This window comes from Rhodococcus sp. IEGM 1306 (genome assembly GCF_036541985.1).
Classification (GTDB): domain Bacteria; phylum Actinomycetota; class Actinomycetes; order Mycobacteriales; family Mycobacteriaceae; genus Rhodococcus_F; species Rhodococcus_F qingshengii.
In genome coordinates this window covers 565262-585131 of the sequence record NZ_JAZHFF010000002.1, presented here as the reverse complement: position 1 = coordinate 585131, position 19870 = coordinate 565262, and the positions used below count along the sequence as shown (strand labels likewise).

At 63.8% G+C, this 19870-nt stretch carries 15 protein-coding genes; 12 read left to right on the top strand and 3 right to left on the bottom strand.

The window, feature by feature from the left end:
- Positions 1-83: 83 nt before the first annotated feature.
- Together V3587_RS09455 and V3587_RS09450 are read right to left on the bottom strand one after the other, a co-directional pair.
- Entirely contained in the window at positions 84-512 is a 429-nt protein-coding gene (locus V3587_RS09455) for a PaaI family thioesterase (RefSeq protein ID WP_003945020.1), read from the bottom strand.
- Positions 513-748: 236 nt separating this feature from the next.
- Entirely contained in the window at positions 749-1531 is a 783-nt protein-coding gene (locus V3587_RS09450) for a hypothetical protein (protein ID WP_269609174.1), read from the bottom strand.
- A 201-nt stretch (positions 1532-1732) separates the two neighbouring features.
- On the opposite strand from V3587_RS09450, the gene V3587_RS09445 reads away from it, so the two are divergent.
- From V3587_RS09445 to V3587_RS09435, 3 genes are read left to right on the top strand one after another with little or no spacing between them, the layout of a single operon-like run.
- A complete protein-coding gene (locus tag V3587_RS09445; protein ID WP_073512408.1) occupies positions 1733-3193 on the top strand; it encodes a FecCD family ABC transporter permease in 1461 nt (486 codons plus the stop codon).
- Positions 3190-4281, top strand: a complete 1092-nt coding sequence (locus tag V3587_RS09440; protein WP_003944960.1) for a FecCD family ABC transporter permease — start codon at positions 3190-3192, stop codon at positions 4279-4281. The genes V3587_RS09445 and V3587_RS09440 overlap by 4 nt, the downstream gene beginning before the upstream one ends.
- Positions 4278-5129: an ABC transporter ATP-binding protein gene (locus V3587_RS09435; protein ID WP_003945031.1), complete on the top strand. Its 852-nt coding sequence runs from the start codon at positions 4278-4280 to the stop codon at positions 5127-5129. Before V3587_RS09440 ends, V3587_RS09435 begins: the two co-directional genes overlap by 4 nt.
- A 10-nt stretch (positions 5130-5139) precedes the next feature.
- Here the strand turns inward: V3587_RS09435 and V3587_RS09430 are convergent, their stop codons facing one another.
- Positions 5140-7713: a bifunctional lysylphosphatidylglycerol flippase/synthetase MprF gene (locus tag V3587_RS09430; protein ID WP_058038790.1), complete on the bottom strand. Its 2574-nt coding sequence runs from the start codon at positions 7711-7713 to the stop codon at positions 5140-5142.
- Between the two features lie 191 nt (positions 7714-7904).
- On the opposite strand from V3587_RS09430, the gene V3587_RS09425 reads away from it, so the two are divergent.
- The 9 genes from V3587_RS09425 (at position 7905) to V3587_RS09385 (ending at position 19867) form a co-directional block, all read left to right on the top strand.
- Entirely contained in the window at positions 7905-8318 is a 414-nt protein-coding gene (locus tag V3587_RS09425; protein ID WP_003944876.1) for a BlaI/MecI/CopY family transcriptional regulator, read from the top strand.
- A gap of 25 nt (positions 8319-8343) precedes the next feature.
- The gene (locus tag V3587_RS09420) at positions 8344-9297 is read left to right on the top strand and encodes a M56 family metallopeptidase (protein WP_003944922.1); all 954 of its coding nucleotides are present in this window, start codon (positions 8344-8346) and stop codon (positions 9295-9297) included.
- Positions 9298-9558: 261 nt separating this feature from the next.
- Positions 9559-11526, top strand: coding sequence for a DEAD/DEAH box helicase (locus V3587_RS09415; protein ID WP_161120773.1), 1968 nt, complete (start codon positions 9559-9561; stop codon positions 11524-11526).
- A gap of 217 nt (positions 11527-11743) precedes the next feature.
- Positions 11744-13201: an NADP-dependent phosphogluconate dehydrogenase gene (gene gndA / locus V3587_RS09410; RefSeq protein ID WP_007730904.1), complete on the top strand. Its 1458-nt coding sequence runs from the start codon at positions 11744-11746 to the stop codon at positions 13199-13201.
- A 62-nt stretch (positions 13202-13263) separates the two neighbouring features.
- Positions 13264-14766, top strand: coding sequence for a DEAD/DEAH box helicase (locus V3587_RS09405; protein ID WP_283376415.1), 1503 nt, complete (start codon positions 13264-13266; stop codon positions 14764-14766).
- A 4-nt stretch (positions 14767-14770) separates the two neighbouring features.
- Positions 14771-15652, top strand: a complete 882-nt coding sequence (locus tag V3587_RS09400; protein WP_003944968.1) for a DMT family transporter — start codon at positions 14771-14773, stop codon at positions 15650-15652.
- Between the two features lie 3 nt (positions 15653-15655).
- Entirely contained in the window at positions 15656-17092 is a 1437-nt protein-coding gene (locus V3587_RS09395) for a GuaB1 family IMP dehydrogenase-related protein (RefSeq protein WP_020969620.1), read from the top strand.
- Positions 17093-17403: 311 nt separating this feature from the next.
- A complete protein-coding gene (locus tag V3587_RS09390; protein WP_003944847.1) occupies positions 17404-18786 on the top strand; it encodes a hemolysin family protein in 1383 nt (460 codons plus the stop codon).
- Positions 18779-19867 (top strand): hemolysin family protein, encoded by a 1089-nt coding sequence (locus tag V3587_RS09385; protein WP_003944826.1) that lies wholly within the window; start codon positions 18779-18781, stop codon positions 19865-19867. Before V3587_RS09390 ends, V3587_RS09385 begins: the two co-directional genes overlap by 8 nt.
- Positions 19868-19870: the final 3 nt, after the last annotated feature.

Genomic DNA, 19870 nt, shown 5'->3' with positions numbered 1-19870 from the left:
TCAACACCTGAGTGACCGGCGGAGGGCGGCTGTGGAGTTCAACTCCGCAGCCGCCCTCCGTCATTCGATCGACTGCCGCGTGGTCAGTTTCCGATCTTCGCCACCTCGGTGATGTTCGCGAGGCGAACCTGTCCCTTGGAAACGAGTCGGTCGTTCTCGTCGGTGATGCGAACTTCCCAGAGTTGCTGGGTGCGTCCGCGATGAATCGGGGTGGCTTCAGCGGTGAGAGTGCCCTCCCGCGTTGCGCGCAGGAAGTCGGTGTTGTTGTTGACTCCGACCACGTGTCCTCGCTCGCCCAGCCACACGGTGCCACCGACGCTGGCGAGAGACTCCACCACCGAGCAGTACACACCCCCGTGCTGTATCCCGGCGGGCTGGTGCAGCGTGGGCTTGACGGTCCATTGCGCCCGCACGCGATCTGGGCTCAGTTCGGTGTATTCCAGGCCGATGGTGGCGTCGAAGCCCGTTCCGAGCCGTTTCATCATCTCTGCGGTCTCAGCAGTGTCGACCATGCCATCTCCATCTGTGATTCTCTGGCGCCGGTGTGGCTGCCACTCCCTACCTGATTACACGAGAGGTAACTCGAGCTTGGAATCAGGTCTGGAAAAAGAACCGGCGGGTTTCACATCATTCGATGTGAAACCCGCCGTGGGAAGGACCGGGAGTCTCTGCAGCCCTCAGGACTCCGGCGCGGTCCGGCAGTTTCGTCACTCTCGCGGGGTGTAACTCTCCGCGTGGTGTTCCACAATCATAGGCAAGGCTGACCTAATTTAGCAAGCCCTTCGTCGAACTGGTTCCAACGAGGACGCAGCGAGACCTTGCGGCGTGCACGCACGGGCAGCCCTGCGGCGACAAAAGCGTCCAGCAGCCCCTGCCCGCGGCGCTGAGCGGCTGATTCGCCCCCGCCGGCCAAGATGGGGACATATGCCGCTGCGCCCAGGATCGACTCCCCTACCAAGCCCCAGAATCTGAACTGGTCGACGGGCGCACACCTGGAGACGGCGTCGTAGATCGCCCGTAGCGAGGTCAGGCAACGGTGCGCGGTCCAGACGAGGAGCGCTTCTTCGCACGGCATGTCGACGACGCCGTCACTGCCGGACTCCCGTCCGTTCGGCGCAACTCGCAGAGTTTCGTCGATCACCCCGGCCCAGTCGATACCGCCGTCGCTGTCCATGTGGATGAACAGGTTCTCGAGGCCTGGATCCCAAGCGGCACCTTCGGAGACGATCGATGCGGCAACCCTGCCGACCACAGTGTGAATCAGTGATGTTGCGACCTGTATCGCCGCAGCTTCGGCACTGTCGAGATCCTGGAGCGAGCGGGCGAACATCTGATGCACCCGATCCCCGCACAAGCCTTCACTCAACTGCCACCAACGCCGTTTGCCTTCACCTGACATGGCGGCAACCGCGTAGACGCGCGGGTAGTCAGGGTTGAGTGCTCGTAGGCGAACGCTGGTGCGGCTCAATGCGTTCGACCGGAGTTCGAATTCACGAACATCCGCATGCTGGGTGGTCAAGGTGATTGTCACCGTGCACTCCAATCGGCCGAAGTTGTCTTGTGGTTCTTAATGTAGGTTAGCCTCACATAATTCAAGAGTAAAGAACTGTGACGCTGGGCACCGCATATTCACAGGAACTTGCCCCGCAGGGAGCACACCCACATAGGGTTCCGTAACCTAAGATGCGAATTCCCTGCGCACAAAGACCAGGAGCTCGAACCGCCAGTGACGATGATCAAACCGCTCGGGAACGGACATCCCCGAGGACCCAGCGAGACGTACGGACGGCGCATAGTGCCGCGCGGCCCGGCTCCTGTCCGAATGCGTGTTCTAGCTGGGATTTTCGACGCGGGGGTGTTCCTGCTTCCGTTGCTCGTCGGCTGGTACGTCGTTCAGTCGCTCCGAGACGAGAACGGTGGCGGCGAAGCCGACCGCGCAGTGTTCGGTGGGACGGCAATAGCCATTGCCGTTGGTCTCCTCGTGTGGAACCTGGGATTCCGCGAAGGTGCCACAGGCCGGACCTCGGGAAAGGGATGGGTAGGTCTGGTCACGCGTGACGCGAAGACAAAGCAGCCCATCGGTGTTCGCCGGGCTCTGCGCAGGCCGTTCGATCGAACCGGTATCGAGGTGGTCCGTGAAAGCACGGCGCGCGAAGAAGGGTTCGAGGAACTCGCGCGCGACAACAGCGTCGGGGCAACTCGTCGACGCCGGCTGATCGGTCTCGCGGTGCTCACGGTTCTTCTCGCGCTCGTCATGCTCGCGAGCATCGCGGTGGGCGCACGTCCGCTGACGTTTGCCGAGATCTTCCACGCCATCTTCAGTTCGGACGGCACCCAGACGGACATCATCGTGCGAACGTTGCGCGCTCCGCGGACCATCCTGGGTCTTGTCGTCGGCATCGCACTCGGTATCGCCGGCGCCCTGATTCAGGGACACACGCGTAACCCGTTGGCAGATGCCGGACTACTCGGCCTCAACGCCGGCGCGGCTTTCTTCGTAGTCATGGCGATCTATCTCTTCGGCTTCACCGCCCCGAGTCAGTACCTCTGGTTCGCGTTTGCAGGCTCGTTCGTCGCCAGCATCGTCGTCTTCGGCTTGTCCTCCATCGGAAACGGCGGCGCGAGTCCTCTGAGTCTGGCTCTGGCGGGCGCAGCCGTCGCGTTCTTCCTGCAAGCCATGACCAATGCCGTGATCATCCTCGACCAGACCAGTCTGGACGCCTACCGTTTCTGGGTAGTCGGGTCGGTGTCCGGTCGCGGGTTCGACGTTCTCTGGCAGGTCCTCCCCTTCCTGATACTCGGTTTGGTCATCGCCCTGGCGAGTACGCCTGGTCTCAATGTCCTCAGCCTGGGTGAAGACGTCGCAAAAGCGTTGGGAACGAACATCGCGTTCAGTCGCACACTCGGCATCATCGCGATCACCCTGCTGACCGGCGCCGCGACCGCAGCGTGTGGACCTATCGCGTTCATCGGATTGGTGGTCCCCCACGTGGCCCGGGCCATCACCGGACCCGACTACCGCTGGCTGGTCCCGTACGCGGGCTTGCTCGGTGCGGTCATGCTGATCACCGCGGACATCATCGGTCGCGTAGTCGTGCGCCCCGGCGAGTTGCAGGTCGGAATCATCCTGGCCCTCTTCGGCGCCCCGTTCTTCATCGCTCTCGTACGCCGCAGGAAGTTGGCAAGTCTGTGACGCTCAAGCAAGAACTCCGGGTACTCCCCCGGACCGTCCCCTCACGTAAGTCGATTCGTATCGGTGGATTCTCGCTGGTCTACCGTCCACTCGCGGTGTCGGTGTGCATTGCGCTCGCGGTCGCACTCTTCCTTCTGCTCTGCATCAACATCGGACGGGGCGACTATCCGATCTCGATCCCCGATGTCATTTCGGTCCTGCTCGGTAATGGAAGCAAGACACAGAACCTGATCGTCTTCGACCTCCGACTTCCTCGATCGCTCACCGCACTCTTCATCGGTATGGCACTCGGCATTGCCGGTGCGGTCACCCAGACGATCGCTCGCAACGCCCTCGCCAGCCCCGACATCCTCGGAATCACGGCTGGATCGAGTGCTGCCGCGGTCGCTCTCATCGTACTCGGCGGGGGTGGCTCGTTCGTGGGACTGCTTGCCACACTGGGGATTCCGTTGGCTGCACTGTGTGGCGGTCTGCTGACAGCTGTGGTGATCTACGCCCTCGCATGGCGAAAAGGCGTCGAGGGGTTCCGCCTCATCCTGATCGGCATCGGCATCAACGCCATGCTCGTGGCAGCGACGGGATGGCTTCTCATCTCGGCGGACATCAACGATGCTTCCCGCGCACAGGTGTGGCTCAACGGTTCGCTCAACGGTGCCACCTGGAATCAGATGTGGCCGGTAGCCATCGCTGTCGCGGTAGTCGGCGGCTACGCGGTGATCGCTTCGTTCACCATGGGAGCGCTGCGGTTGGGCGACGACAACGCCACCTCTCTCGGTGTTCGCTTGCAATCATCGCAGGCCAAACTGTTGCTCTCCGCCGTGGCGCTGGCCGCCATCGCAACCGCCGCAGCAGGTCCGGTCGGCTTTGTCGCCCTGGCTGCGCCACAGGTCGCCATGCGTCTGGTGCGCTCTGCCGGCCCGCCCATCGTGGCGTCCGCGCTGACCGGTGCTGTACTGGTGGTCGGCAGCGACGTCATCGCTCGAACAATTCTGCCTGTGGAACTCCCCGTCGGAATCGTGACTTCCGCACTGGGTGGTCCGTTCCTGCTCTACCTGTTGGTTCGTAACAATCGGAAGGTCACAGCATGACCACCATCGCCCAGTCCACCGATACTCCTTCGCGTCTCGTCGCCAAGAACCTGACGCTCGGGTACGGGGACCGCATCATCGTCGACGGACTCGATCTCGAGATCCCTACCGGCGTGATCACGACGGTCATCGGCCCCAACGGTTGCGGCAAGTCGACGCTCCTGCGTGCGCTCGGTCGTCTGCTCAAGCCCAAGGGCGGATCGGTCGTCCTGGACGGCAAGGCGATCAGTTCGATGAAGACCAAGGAAGTCGCACGGGTGCTCGGAATGCTCCCCCAGACTCCGGTTGCGCCCGAAGGACTCACGGTCGCCGATCTGGTCTCACGTGGGCGCCACCCGCACCAGTCGTGGATCAGGCAGTGGTCCGCGGACGACGAGGGCGAGGTCGCCGAAGCGCTGGAGCTGACCGGTGTCTCGGATCTCGCCGATCGACCCGTCGATCAATTGTCCGGCGGTCAGCGCCAGCGAGCCTGGATCTCGATGGCTCTCGCCCAGGGAACCGACATTCTGCTTCTCGACGAACCGACTACCTATCTGGACCTCGCGCACTCGATGGAAGTCCTCGACCTGGTGGATCAACTCCACGAGGAAATGGGGCGCACCGTGGTGATGGTGCTGCACGACCTCAATCTCGCGGTCAGATACAGCGATCATCTGATCGTGATGCGCGACGGCGCCGTCGTCGCTTCTGGTGTCCCCAAGGACATCATTTCCGCGGAACTTCTGCTCGAGGTGTTCGGTCTCGAAGCTGCGGTCATCGACGATCCCGTCTCGGATCGGCCGCTGATCGTTCCGATCGGTACCCGGCACGTGTTCGGCGCCGTCGGCGGGCCGGCAAAGCCTGCGTGACGATCGCGAATCAGCGACCCAGAATCGTCCGAACAAGTTTGAATCCTTGACCGATCGTCACGGTCGGCAGGTACGCCCGTCCGACCGCGTTCCCGATGCTCGGCAACGCGGCTGGATCGGCGAAAGTCATGTGCATCGGCACGTACCGAGGCTGGAACTTCGATTTGAAGGCCAACAGCGAACGAAATCCGTACACCGGTTCCAGGGTGCGACCGAGTAGGTCGAGCACGCTGTCCATCATCGCCGAGAAAGTCGTGGCCTCCGGTTCGTTCGCATTCCTCTCGGAGTCACCGGCGATTGTTGCCAACGGTGCACCGGACAGACTGAGGAACTCGACGCCCTCCTCCTCCAATTTCAGTGCAGCGGAGGCGATGAGGAACTCCATCGCGGGACGGAATCCTTCGGAGCGTCGCCTCATGAAGTCGAGTGTCCACCCGACGACTTTGCCGTCGCGGTACACCGGTAGCCACGACGTGACACCGTGCACGGTGCGATCCTCGTCGACGGCGATCAGGCACCGCACTTGTTCGTCGTCGACCTCGTCGAGTCCGCCGAGGGTGAATCCCATCTCGGGCATCCCCTTGTCCGCCACCCATTCCTCCGAGATCGCAACTATCTGATCCTTGATCGCGAGAGGTGCATGAGGGAAGGAAATCCACTCGGCCGTGATCCCGGACTTCTTCGCCCGGTTCAGTGCTGTTCGCACATCCTGGAACCGCTTTCCTGTGAACGCGACCTGTCCGAGGTCGAGCACGGTTTCCTCGGCGACCTGCAGGCCGCTCCAGCCCATGGAATCAGTGATGCTTCGGGCGTCGTCGGTCACTGAATAGAAGCAGGGAATCCAACCGTTCGACGACGCGAACTCGGCAAACTCCTCGATCGCCGTGCGCATGCGATCTGGAGGACCGACCGGATCACCGGTTGTGAGAGCAACACCGGCGATGACGCGATACGCGACGTAACTCGAACCGTCCGCGCTGAACCAGTATGTGTTTCCCTTCCACGTCGTCATCCAGGACAACGGGCTGCCGGTACCGGCGATCAACATGGATCGTGCTCGTTCGGCGGCTTTGGGATCGGCGGTCTTGACCGGCTTGAGGAAACTCACGAACACCAACACGGCGGCGACGCCCCAGAACACGACGCCGGTCCACTCGAAGAGCAACGTCGACTCGATGTCCACGGGAAGCAGACGCGGATCGATCAACTGCAGGTACACGGGCGGTACAAGGCGCTGAGGGAAGTCCGCGAGCAACATCGTTACGGTGGGCTCGCGATCGAACCCGTGCCTGGCGAGCATTCCGCCGCCGACGTAGATCACGGCGAGGACCGCGAGCAAGGTCACGATCGCAGCACCGAGACGTCGGTATGTCTTGGCCGGGGCCGCGACGTCGAAGTATCGACGTGTCGCGATCAGCAGGATCAGTACGAAGAGCGGTGTCAGGAACGGCACCAGAGTTCGGTACACGTTCGGATCGCTGATTCCGTAGAACAAGCTGTCACTGTCGACGGCGTCGACGAACCTGATGACGAAGTTCCCGATCGAGAGGACGAGTAGGACTACCTGAGCACACACTGTCGCAATCCAGGCGAATCTGCGGCCACGACGGAGCCCGTCACTCAACACGAGAACGAAGATCGACGGCATCAGCGAGAGCAGAGTCGGGCCGATACCGGAGAGTCTGAGCTCGAGGAGTCCTCGTCGGCAGTCCGGATCCGACGAGGACTCCTCGCACAGTTCTCGAACCTCGGCGACAGTCCAGGGAACTCCGCGGAAGAGGTCACGGAGGACCGCGAGTGGGCCGACCGCCTGCGGGGACAATGCGGCGATCATCGGGCCGATCGCACTCGCCGCGACGACGATGGCGACCAGGACGCGACCCTCTCGCTGTGTCCCGGCGATGCGCTCACCGCGCGCCGATCGTCCGACGATCCACTGACCGATCACCAAACCCACCACAGCGGCAAAGAATCGGATGACGTCTTGCAGCTGACCACTGAACAAGGCCAAAGTGATCGTCAACGCCAAAGTTCCGACGCGAATGCGACGGCGCCACAGGGTGCCCATGTTCGAGCTGGCGGCCATCGCAGCGCCGACGATCCATGCACTGGCTCCGACCGCGGAGCCCACGTGGAGGCGGAATCCCCAACTGGAATCGAACACCTTCGCAAACGACGCCCAGCCGAGCCCGAGCAGGACTCCCAAGATTTGAGTGCTTGCGCCGGCGATCGCAAGCTTGATCGTTCCCATTCGGCGTTCGAGGGGTGCGGCGACTGCGATCAGGAGCACGGTCGCGCCGAGGTACCCGAGCAGGTTTCCTGCCCACAGCACGGACGTGAGCGGAGTCCAGATGCGGCCGTGCTGGATCGAGCCCATTCCGGCACCGATCGTGTGCTCGAGATCGCGGGACGGTCCGTGAACGAGGCTGCCGGTTGCGGCACCCACGATCCACATGGTGAGAAGTAGAACGACCGTCAACGGTGCGTCGCGAATGCCGAAACGGATGATGCCGACAGCTTTCTGCGTGACTACCCGCGCCCGTGATGTCGATTCTTCGGTGCCCGGCGAACTGTCGATCGTCATCTACGTGCGGCTACTTTCTGCGGATCGACTGTTGGCTTGCAATTATCGGGCATCGTCATTGTCGGGAATTCCGTCGTCTCACACCACCGTAACCGTCACGCAGATCACTATGGCCAATACCACACCCCCACCGAGGTGGTTACTACTACCAGTAGTACGTATTTCGTCGTGGAAGTTCGTAGAATCGAAGAATGGCAGGTCTAGGTGAACTCGAACGTGCGGTGATGGATCACTTGTGGTCCACATCGGAACCGCAAACTGTGCGACAGGTGCATGAAGCACTCGCGACGCATCGCGAATTGGCGTACACGACGGTAATGACCGTTCTGCAGCGCCTGGCGAAGAAGCATCTGGTGATTCAGCAGCGTGACGATCGCGCACATCGCTATCTTCCCGTCAACAAGCGCGAAGAACTGGTCGCGAGTCTGATGGTCGACGCGCTGGCCCAGGCTCCGGAGTCCGGCGGTCGCGCCGCGGCGCTCGTCCACTTCGTGGGACAGGTCAATGCTGACGAAGCCGATGCTCTCCGCGAGGCGCTCGCTGCCCTCGAGGTGCGCGAGTCCGCGAAAAAGGCTGCGCAGCCCGGAATTTCTAGGCCGAACTGATTTCGTCGTGCATGATGTGTAGGACATGAACGCCACTACTGCACTGGTTTTCGGACTGCTTGCCTTGTTGCTGGCCGGTCCGGTTCCCGCACTCCTGAGCCGCTCCACGTGGCCGTACCGCGCTCCACGCGCGGCGTTGGTCCTATGGCAAGCCGTCGCAATTGCTGCGGTGTTGTCGGCATTCAGCTCGGGCCTGGCCATTGCCAGCCAGCTGCTCGTTCCCGGCGCTGACGGTAGGCCGACGACGGCCCCGACCGCCGAAATCGATGCACTCGGGCTCCCACTGTGGATTCTGTACGTGGTTGTTTTTGCCCTGACGCTCCTGATCGGCGCGAAGCTGATCTTCTCGATCATCCAGGTCGCTGTGCGAACCCGACGTCGCCGTGCACGTCACCGCGTGTTGGTGGACCTTCTCGACGACTGCGCCATGCCCGCGTCGGTGGAACGCACACCCGATCTGCGGGTACTGGACGTCGACGAACCGATCGCATACTGCCTGCCAGGTCTGCGTCAACGCGTGGTTCTCAGTCAAGGCACTCTGCAGAACCTCGATCATGCCGAGGTCAAAGCCATCCTGACGCACGAGCGTTCCCACCTGCGAGCTCGTCACGATCTGGTCCTCGAGGCTTTCACTGCCGTCAACCACGCGTTCCCCCGTTTCGTTCGTAGCAAGTCGGCCCTGGGATCGGTGCAGCTCTTGGTGGAGTTGCTCGCCGACGATTCAGCCGTGCGGGCTACCGGTCCCACTCCCCTCGCGCGGGCGCTTGTCGCGTGTGCCGGATCGACGGCACCCCGCGGGGCAATGGCAGCGGGCGGGCCGTCGACGCTCATCCGAGTGCAACGCCTCTCGGCCGACGACGCAGATCCCCGCATCGCAGTTTTTGCGTATCTCGGGGCGGTCGCGATTCTCGTTGTTCCCACGGTTGCGGTGGCTGTGCCCTGGCTCACCGAACTTCGACTGCTTTTCAACGCATACTGAGTCTTGACCTGCGTAACCCCGTGTAGTAGTGCAGGTCACAGGCGGGGCTACCTGACTTCGGCGTCCCCGGTGGCGTAGAGTGGATCACGGCCACCATCGTGGTCCGTCAACATATAACGGCACACAGCCCAATTCCCCGCAGTATGCGTTCGGATTGCCAGGTGACATGTGCCCTGGCTCGTCCCTTTGCGAACTGTGTCGTGTATTTCAGCATGGCTTTTTCTGCTCCGCGACGTGCCCGTAGTCCGGAGAGGTTTCCGCGTGACCAACGCTGTCCAAATGTCGTCTTCCGAGAACATCGAAGACCCCACCGTCAACACCCCCGCTGCCGAAGAAGCAGTCGCCACCGAGCCGGGTATCACCTTCGCCGAGATCGGCCTGCCCGAGCAGCTTGTTGCCGCATTGGCGCGCAACTCCATCACCGTCCCGTCCCCCATCCAGGCGCAGTCCATCCCGGACGCGCTCGCCGGAACCAACGTTCTCGGCCGCGCACAGACCGGATCGGGCAAGACCCTCGCCTTCGGCCTGCCGATGCTGACCCGCCTCTCACGCCACGAAGATCGCCCGGCCGCCAAGCGTCCCCGCGCACTCGTGCTCGTCCCCACCCGTGAGCTTGCTTTCCAGGTGGTCGACTCCCTCAACTCCTACGCCGGAGCACTCGGACTCACGGTTCGCCCCGCTGTCGGTGGAACGCCGTTCGCCAAGCAGGTCGATCAGCTTCGCCGCGGCGTAGACGTCCTCGTCGCAACGCCGGGTCGTCTCGGCGACCACCTGCGTCAGGGCACCTGCATCCTCGACTCGGTGGAAATCACCGCACTCGACGAAGCCGATCAGATGGCGGACATGGGCTTCCTGCCCGAGGTTCGCTCGATCCTCGGTGAGACCCCCGCAGACGGACAGCGTCTGCTGTTCTCGGCAACCCTCGACCGTGAGGTCCAGTCGCTGGTTCGTCAATTCCTGGCCAACCACGTCACCCACTCCACCGAAGACGGCCGCGCAAGCGTCGACACGATGGAGCACTACGTCCTCCTCGTCGATCGTGGACAGAAGGATTCAGTCCTCGCCGAGATCGGTGCCCGCGACGGACGCACCATCATGTTCGCCCGCACCAAGCTCGGTTGCGAGGGAATCACCGACCGCCTCCGCGCAGTCGGCATCGCTGCCGAGTCGCTTCACGGCGGCAAGGCACAGAACCAGCGCACCCGCGTCCTCGAGCGTTTCAAGAACGGCCGCACCCCGGTCCTCGTCGCAACGGACGTCGCAGCACGCGGAATCCACGTCGACGGCATCGACCTCGTCGTTCACGTCGATCCCCCGGCCGACCACAAGGACTACCTGCACCGCGCTGGTCGTACCGCTCGCGCCGGCGAGAAGGGCACCGTTGTCGCCATCGTGCTGCCGAACCAGAAGCGTCAGTTCAAGCGTCTGACCGGTATGGCCGGCGTCAATGCCGCAGCCGTTGCCGTCACCCCGGGTTCTGCTGAACTTGCTCGCATCACCGGCGCCAAGAAGCCGACCGGAGAACCGTTGCGCGAGAGCTCTTCTCGTGGCGAGCGTTCCTTCGGTGATCGTGGTGGAAGCCGTGGCGGCTACCAGGGCAACCGCTCGTCCGGTGGATACCAGGGCAACCGCTCTTCGGGTGGCTACCAGGGCAACCGCGACGGCGAGAGCCGCGGCGGATACCAGGGTGATCGCTCCAGTGGTGGTTACCAGGGCAACCGCGACAGCCGCCCCTCGACCGGATACCAAGGAAACCGCTCTTCGGGTGGCTACCAGGGCAACCGCGACGGCGAGAGCCGCGGCGGATACCAGGGCAACCGTTCGTCCGGCGGATACCAGGGTGATCGCTCCAGCGGTGGTTACCAGGGCAACCGTGACAGCCGTCCGTCCTACGGAGACCGCGACAGCCGCCCGTCGACGGGTTACCAGGGCAACCGCTCGTCGGGCGGATACCAGGGAAGCCGCGACGGCGAGAGCCGCGGCGGATACCAGGGCAACCGTTCGTCCGGTGGTGGATACCAGGGCAGCCGTGACAACAACCGCTCGTACGGCGATCGCGACAGCCGCCCCTCGACCGGCTACCAGGGCAACCGCTCCTCCGGTGGATACCAGGGAAACCGCGAAGGCGGCGACAACCGTGCAGCCTCGACCAGCGGTGGCGGCTTCCGCAGCCGCACCGACCGTCGTAGCTATGACGGATTCGACGGCCCGAAGCGCGATCAGCGGTAATACCTGCGCTGAGCTGCGGCTCGACAACTGAACACTGAGAACCTTCCGGCTGTGCCGGAAGCTGTATCGAGACGGATGCAGGTCACTGCAATTAAAGTGATCTGCATCCGTGTTTTGTATGCACGGTCTGATGTTCACGCGCGTCGCGGCCGCACCGTTTTCGGCTGCGCACAGCGCAGGATTTCACAGCCGCGGACCGAGAGGGAAAGCTGTAAGCATGTCAACCACTAGCACCGAATCACCCCGAGCTCAGATCGGCGTCACCGGCCTGGCCGTCATGGGTTCGAATATTGCCCGCAATTTCGCCCGCCACGGTCACACCGTTGCCCTGCACAACCGCAGCATCGCGAAGACCGATGCCCTGATCGCCGAGCATGGTTCCGAGGGCGATTTCGTGCGCACCGAGACCGTCGAGGAGTTTGTTGCCGCACTTCAGAAGCCGCGACGCGTCCTGATCATGGTCAAGGCCGGCGCCCCGACCGATGCTGTCATCGAAGAGCTCGCAAACGCCATGGAGCCCGGCGACATCATCATCGACGGTGGCAACTCGCTCTACACCGACACGATCCGTCGTGAAGCGGCGATCCGCGCCCGCGGTCTGCACTTCGTCGGCGCCGGTATCTCCGGTGGCGAAGAAGGCGCACTCAACGGTCCGTCGATCATGCCGGGCGGCCCGAAGGAGTCCTACGAGGCTCTCGGCCCGCTTCTCGAGTCCATCTCCGCTCACGTCGACGGCACCCCGTGCTGCACGCACATCGGCCCCGACGGCAGCGGTCACTTCGTCAAGATGGTGCACAACGGCATCGAGTACGCCGACATGCAGCTCATCGGCGAGGCGTACAACCTCTTCCGCGACGCTCTGGGCTACGACGCCGGTCAGGTTGCCGACGTCTTCACCGAGTGGAACAAGGGCACCCTCGAGTCCTACCTGATCGAGATCACCGCCGAGGTGCTCCGCCAGGTCGACGCCGAGACCGGCAAGCCTTTGGTCGACGTCATCGTCGACGCTGCCGAGCAGAAGGGCACGGGCCGCTGGACGGTCAAGTCCGCTCTGGATCTGGGCGTGCCGGTCACCGGTATCGCCGAAGCCGTGTTTGCTCGCGCACTGTCCGGTAGCCGCAATCAGCGCGCTGCAGCTCAGGCGCAGGGTCTGGCTGCCGGCTCTCTCGGCGACAAGCCTGCTGACGCCGAGCAGTTCGCCGCCGACATCCAGGCCGCGCTGTACGCGTCGAAGATCGTGGCGTACGCGCAGGGCTTCGATCAGATCGCTGCCGGCAGCGCCGAGTACGACTGGAACCTCAAGCCTGCCGACCTGGCGACGATCTGGCGCGGTGGCTGCATCATCCGTGCGCAGTTCCTCAACCGCATCAAGGACGCGTTCGACGCGGATCCGAGCCTGCCGAGCTTGATTCTGGCGCCGTACTTCCGCGAGGCCATCGAGGCAGGCATCGACAGCTGGCGCCGCGTGGTCGCCACCGCGACGATGCTCGGCATTCCGGTACCTGCGTTCGCGTCCTCGCTGTCGTACTACGACGGTCTCCGCGCGGAGCGTCTGCCGGCCGCCCTGACTCAGGGTCAGCGCGACTTCTTCGGCGCGCACACCTACGAGCGCATCGACAAGCCGGGCAAGTTCCACACACTGTGGAGCGGTGACCGCAGCGAAATCGAGGCCTGATTCACAGCGGGTATCGGTAGATGCGGTCATCTGCGTCTACCGATACCCGGTAGCCTGGACAAATGCAGGAATCGACGATCGACTCGCCCACCTCGACCGAAGGGCGTTCGTTCGTCGACCTCGGAATCCCCGCCGTGATGGTGCACGCGTTGCGCCGAAGCGGCATCGATGCCCCCTTCCCCATTCAGTCGGCAACCATCCCCGATGTTCTTTCCGGTCGGGATGTACTCGGGCGCGGTGCGACGGGTTCCGGAAAGACTCTGGCCTTCGGGCTTCCGATGCTGGTGCGCCTCAAGGGTGGGGCGAGCAAGCGGAATCGTCCGCGCGGTTTGGTGCTCGCTCCCACCCGTGAGCTGGCGATCCAGATCCACAAGGCACTCGACGACGCCGCTACCGAGATCGGTTTGCGTGTGGCAAATGCGGTCGGGGGCGTTCCGATCAAGCGTCAGGCCGACATCCTTGCCCGCGGCGTCGATCTGCTGATTGCGACCCCCGGGCGCCTGCTCGACCTACTCGAGCAGAAGTCGGTGATTCTCGACGACGTCGTGATCACGACCATTGACGAAGCCGACCACATGGCAGACATGGGTTTCATCGACGAGGTTGCGAAGATTCTCGACACGACTCCGAAAGACGGTCAGCGTCTTCTCTTCTCGGCGACACTCGACGGCAAGGTCGACGATCTGGTCGCGGGTTACCTGCGCAATCCGGCGTCGCACTCGACTGCTCCCCCGGTTGCGACCGTCTCGACCATGGAACATCATCTGCTCTTCGTCGACCGCGACGACAAGAGATCCGTTGTCGCACATATCGCTTCGCGTGCGGGGCGGACCATCATGTTCGTCAAGACCAAGCACGGTGTGGATCGTCTTGCGCAGCAACTGCATTTGATCGGCGTCTCGGCCGGGGCTCTGCACGGCGGCAAGACGCAGAACAATCGGACCAAGACCCTCGCGTCGTTCTCCGACGGGACAACACCGGTCCTGGTCGCCACCGATGTCGCCGCGCGCGGAATCCATGTCGACGACGTGACGCTCGTCGTTCACGTCGATCCCCCGGCCGAGGCGAAGGACTACCTGCACCGGGCCGGCCGGACGGCACGCGCCGGCGAATCGGGCGTCGTCGTCACCATCGTCACCGACGAAGAACGTGAATCGGTCGAGAAGTTGACCAGGCAGGCAGGCATCAAGGTTCACGGTGTGCGGGTTCGTCCTGACGATCTTGAGCTCACGCGCATCACCGGTGCAATGGAGCCGACGGGAATTCCGGTCGAGGCTCCCGATACGACGGTTGCCGTCAAGCACACCGCCAAGCGTGGCCGTCAGGAACACGACACTGCAGGCCGGACCGCTGCCGGAGGCCGGATGAAGAAGGACGGCGACAAGCGCGCCGCCTCCTCGCGGCGCGTCACCGATCCGAAGAGTGTGAAGAAGATCCGTGCGGACGGCACTCCGGTCCCGACCCGTTCGGAGCGTCTGGCGTCCAAGGGCTTGACCCCGCGTCGCGGCGCACCCGGCGCAGGAAAGCCGTCTGCCGGAAATCGGGCGGGCAAGCGCGCACACTGAGGGAATGGGTGATCTTCCACTGATCTCGGTTCTCTGCGCACTTCTCGCTGCACTGCTCTTCGCGTGCGCTTCGGTCGCTCAGCAACGGGCGGCGTCCGCGGTTCCCGAGGGCGAGGCGTTGGTGGCGTCGTTGATTCGCAGTCCTCGGTGGTGGGCCGGGCTGATCGGTGACGGCGGCGGGTATGTCATGCAGGCCGTTGCACTGTCGTTGGGTTCGGTGTTGGTGGTGCAGCCGCTGATCGTGACCTCGTTGCTGTTCGCGCTGCCTCTCTCGGCCAAATTCTCGGGAATCCGCATCACCCGTTCCGCGTGGTCACTGGCGATCATGCTCGCGATTTCCTTGGCGATCTTCCTCGTCGTCGGCGATCCCACCGAGGGAGACAGCAACGCACCGTGGTCGGATTGGGCTGTGCCCCTGACGATTACGGTCGCAGTGGCCGTGGCCGCAACTGTCGGCGGCTTGTCCAAACTCGACGGCGGCTGGCGCGCACTGCTTCTCGGCTCTGCGGCAGGAATCTTCTACGGCGTCGCCGTCGCATTCACCAAGTACGTCACCGACCTACTCGGCCACGGCGTCGTCGGGGTGATTTCGGCATGGCAGACGTGGGCGCTGATCGCCTCGGGCGCAATCGGGGTCTACCTGCAACAGCGCGCGTTCCAGGTCGGGCCGCTGTCGGCGTCGCTACCCGCCCTGACGATCGGCGAGCCGATCGCGGCCATCTTCCTGGGGATGACAGTGCTCGACGAACGCCTCCGCGTCGACGGTCCCGGAATTGCTCTCATCGGGTGCGCCGTCGCCGTCATGATCATGACCACGATCGCCCTCTCCCGCTCACAAGCGCGCGATACCGAGGGCGCTACGGCGGAATCGACGGTAGGCTCGTGAAACGTGCAGTTCCTCGAAGGGCAACGCCCCCCATACGACCTGACCTACGACGACGTCTTCCTCGTCCCTAACCGGACCGAGGTCACCTCTCGGTTCGACGTCGATCTCAATTCTTCCGACGGATCCGGAACGACCATTCCCGTCGTGGTCGCCAATATGACCGCAGTCGCCGGCCGCCGCATGGCGGAGACTGTCGCCCGCCGCGGCGGACTGGTCATCATTCCGCAGGACGTCCCCACCGAAGCTGTCGCCGAGACCGTGGCGTTCGTCAAGAGCCGCCACCTCGTCGCCGATACGCCGGTCACGCTGAGTCCGGACGACGCCGTCTCCGATGCGCTGGCGCTGCTTCCCAAGCGCGCTCACGGCGCGGTCGTGGTGGTCGAGGACGGTAAGCCTCTCGGTGTCGTCACCGAGGCTGCCTGCGCGGATGTCGATCGGTTCACTCGCCTCCGTACCGTCGCGATCACCGACTTCGTCACGGCCCCGGTCACCGCCACACCGCGTGAGGTCTTCGAACTGCTCGAAACCAAGCATGATCCGCTGGCGGTCATCGTCAACGAAGACGGGACTCTTGCCGGCGTCCTCACCCGCACCGGCGCGATCCGTGCCGGCATCTACGACCCCGCAGTCGACGAGCGCGGCGCACTCCGGGTCGCTGCGGCGGTCGGTGTGAACGGTGACGTGGGCGCCAAGGCCAAGGCTCTCGTCGACGCCGGTGCAGACGTGATCGTCGTGGACACGGCTCACGGTCACCAGCAGAGAATGATCGATGCGCTCACCACCCTCAAGGCGCTCGATCTCGGCGTCCCGTTGGTTGCAGGCAACGTGGTCTCCGCACAGGGAACCCGTGATCTGATCGCCGCAGGCGCGGACATCGTCAAGGTCGGCGTCGGACCCGGAGCCATGTGCACGACTCGCATGATGACCGGCGTCGGACGCCCGCAGTTCTCGGCCGTCGCGGAATGTGCTGCAGCGGCACGTGAGCTCGGCAAGCACGTCTGGGCCGACGGCGGCGTTCGACACCCCCGCGACGTTGCACTCGCCCTCGCGGCGGGCGCGTCGAACGTCATGATCGGCTCGTGGTTCGCCGGCACATACGAGTCCCCCGGCGATCTCAAAGTCGATCAGGCGGGCAACGCGTACAAGGAGAGCTTCGGTATGGCCTCCAAGCGCGCTGTTGCCGCTCGCACAGCCACCGAAACGGCTTTCGATCGCGCCCGTAAGGGATTGTTCGAGGAAGGCATCTCCAGTTCGCGGATGCGTCTCGATCCCGAGCGCCCCGGAGTCGAGGACCTGATCGATCAGATCTGTTCCGGCGTGCGCAGTACCTGCACGTACGCGGGTGCGCGCTCTCTCGAGGAGCTGCACGAGAAGGCCGTTCTGGGCGTGCAGTCCGCCGCCGGATTTGCCGAAGGACGGCCGCTTCCGTCTGGTTGGTGAACCACGTTCTGTGACTGTCGGCGGGTGCTCGGGTCCCTACTCCCGGGCACCCGCCGGTATCATTGGATCGGTAAACAGAAAACAAAACTCGGTCGGGTGCCCTTCGGCGACCCGACCGAGCCCGCTACAGCCGAGAACTACTCGGCTCTGACGAAAGGAACCCGGTGCCCGAGGCACCCACACACTTACCCGGCGCTACACCCGTCGTTTTATCCGAGGAATCTTCTGATTCCGCCGGTTCGGAGGGCTCCTCTAGCGAGCCGGGAGACAAACCCGGCGGCCCCCGTGCACATCTCAGGTGGCGATGACACATGGACATCGTTTTCACCATTCTCAGCCTGGTCGGCTTCATCGCGCTGACTGCAGGCACCGCCCTCTTCGTGGCGGCCGAATTCTCACTGACCGCGCTCGAACGCAGCACCGTCGACGAAGCTGCTCGTGGCGGCGACCGACGCTCGCGGCAGGTTCAACACGCGCACAAGACTCTTTCGTTCCAGCTCTCCGGCGCTCAGCTGGGCATCACGATCACAACCCTGATCACCGGTTACCTGGCCGAGCCGGTCCTGGCACGGTTCATCACACCGGTCACGAAGGCCGTCGGGCTCAGTGAATCCGCGGCCTCGACAACGTCTTTGATCCTGGCGCTCGTGATCGCGACCTCGTTCTCCATGATCTTCGGTGAGCTCGTACCGAAGAACCTCGCAATCTCCAAGCCGATGCCCACCGCCCGCGCGACTGCGGGCCTGCAAGCAGGGTTCTCGCTGATCTTCCGGTGGGCCATCAACGGCCTCAACGGAACCGCCAACTGGATCGTGCGACGCCTGGGCATCGAACCCGCGGAGGAATTGCGCTCCGCGCGATCACCGCAGGAACTCGGGTCCCTCGTGCGGACGTCCGCGCAGCGCGGGTCCATCGACAAGGGCACGGCGATGCTCGTCGACCGTTCACTGCAGTTCGGTGACCGCACGGCAGAAGAGCTGATGACTCCGCGAGTGAAGATCGAATCGCTGGAACTCTCGGACACCGTCGCAGACCTGATCGTGACGGCGTCGCGGACCGGCTATTCGCGCTTCCCGGTCGTTCGCGGCGATCTCGACGACACGGTCGGCGTCGTACACATCAAGCACGCGTTCACCGTTCCGGCCGAACGTCGGCGCACGACGCGCGTCGACAGTCTGGCTCAACGTGTTCCCGTCGTGCCGTCGAGCCTGGACGGAGACACCGTCATGGAGCGAATCCGCTCCGACGGCATGCAGGTTGCGCTCGTCGTCGACGAGTACGGCGGAACTGCCGGCATCGTCACGATGGAAGACCTCATCGAGGAAATCGTCGGCGATGTGCGCGACGAACACGACGAACCCGAACTCGACGTACAGCGCGTCGGCGACGGATGGTCGTGCTCCGGCCTCCTGCGCATCGACGAGGTCACTTCGGCTACCGGGTACACCGCTCCCGAAGGCGACTACGACACGCTCGGCGGCTTGGTGCTCACCGAACTGGGCCGCATCCCCGACGAGGGTGACGAGGTGGAATTGCCCGACGTCGACTCGTCCGGTGATTCGCGCGGAAAGTGGATTGCACGAGTGACCGGCATGGACGGCCGCCGTATCGACCGGGTGACCATCACGCCGGTCCCCGCTTACGTCGAACCCGAATCCGCAGACGACAGCAAGAAGGAGTCCGACGATGAATAACCTCTTCGGTGTACTCCTCACCGTCGTGCTGCTCGCCGGCAATGCATTCTTCGTCGGTGCGGAGTTCGCACTGATCTCCGCACGACGTGACCGTCTCGAAGCACTGGTCGCGCAAGGCAAGAAGCGGGCGCTCACAGTCATCAAGGCCGGTGAGAACCTCTCGCTCATGCTTGCGGCGGCTCAGCTGGGCATCACGATCTGCTCGATCCTCCTCGGTAAGGTCGCCGAGCCCGCCATTGCGCACCTCCTCGAGGTGCCGATGGAAGCCGTCGGCCTGCCCGACGGATTGCTGCACCCGATCTCGTTTGCCATCGCGCTGTCGCTCGTCGTCGTGCTGCACATCCTGCTCGGCGAGATGGTGCCCAAGAACATCGCGTTGGCCGGCCCCGAGAAGACGGCCATGCTGCTCGTTCCCGTGCATCTGGCGTTCATCAAGATCGCTCGCCCGATCATCGCGTTCTACAACCTGTGCGCGAACGGAGTGCTCAAGCTCCTGCGCGTCGAACCCAAGGACGAACTCGACGTCACGGTCTCGGCGGTGGAGTTGTCCGCGATGATCGGTGAATCGCGATCTGAAGGTCTGATCGACGCCGAAGAACACCGGCGGTTGAAGCAGGCACTCGAATCGACCGATCGGACCGTCTCCGAGGTCCTGATCACTCTCGACAAGGTGCGGACCATTCCCCTCACACCGTCGGGAACAACACTGGGTGAGATCGAGCGTGCGGTCATCGAGACCGGATACTCGCGTTACCCGGTGCGAGCGAGCGACGGATCGCTGGCTGGGTACGTGCACCTCAAGGACGTGCTCGACGAGGTGCTCGACGAGGCCGCTGGACCGGACACCGTCGTTCCGACGTCGGATATCCGGCCGCTGCCCATCGTTCCGCTCAGCACACCGCTGGCCGAAGCGTTGGCCGGCCTTCGTCGGGCCAGCTCGCACCTCGGCGCTGTCACGGACGCTGACGGAGTGGTGATCGGTATCGTCGCGCTCGAGGATCTCCTCGAGGAGTACGTCGGAACGGTCCGCGATGGCACGCATCGCGGCACGGATGCTGTTCCCGGACAAAGAAACAGCTGATCG

Coding starts and splice junctions, on each gene's coding strand:
- V3587_RS09425 (WP_003944876.1), top strand. CDS start 7,905: ATGGCAGGTCTAGGTGAACTCGAACGTGCGGTGATGGATCACTTGTGG.
- V3587_RS09405 (WP_283376415.1), top strand. CDS start 13,264: ATGCAGGAATCGACGATCGACTCGCCCACCTCGACCGAAGGGCGTTCG.
- V3587_RS09435 (WP_003945031.1), top strand. CDS start 4,278: ATGACCACCATCGCCCAGTCCACCGATACTCCTTCGCGTCTCGTCGCC.
- V3587_RS09455 (WP_003945020.1), bottom strand. CDS start 512: ATGGTCGACACTGCTGAGACCGCAGAGATGATGAAACGGCTCGGAACG.
- gndA (WP_007730904.1), top strand. CDS start 11,744: ATGTCAACCACTAGCACCGAATCACCCCGAGCTCAGATCGGCGTCACC.
- V3587_RS09430 (WP_058038790.1), bottom strand. CDS start 7,713: ATGACGATCGACAGTTCGCCGGGCACCGAAGAATCGACATCACGGGCG.
- V3587_RS09390 (WP_003944847.1), top strand. CDS start 17,404: ATGGACATCGTTTTCACCATTCTCAGCCTGGTCGGCTTCATCGCGCTG.
- V3587_RS09445 (WP_073512408.1), top strand. CDS start 1,733: ATGATCAAACCGCTCGGGAACGGACATCCCCGAGGACCCAGCGAGACG.
- V3587_RS09400 (WP_003944968.1), top strand. CDS start 14,771: ATGGGTGATCTTCCACTGATCTCGGTTCTCTGCGCACTTCTCGCTGCA.
- V3587_RS09420 (WP_003944922.1), top strand. CDS start 8,344: ATGAACGCCACTACTGCACTGGTTTTCGGACTGCTTGCCTTGTTGCTG.
- V3587_RS09385 (WP_003944826.1), top strand. CDS start 18,779: ATGAATAACCTCTTCGGTGTACTCCTCACCGTCGTGCTGCTCGCCGGC.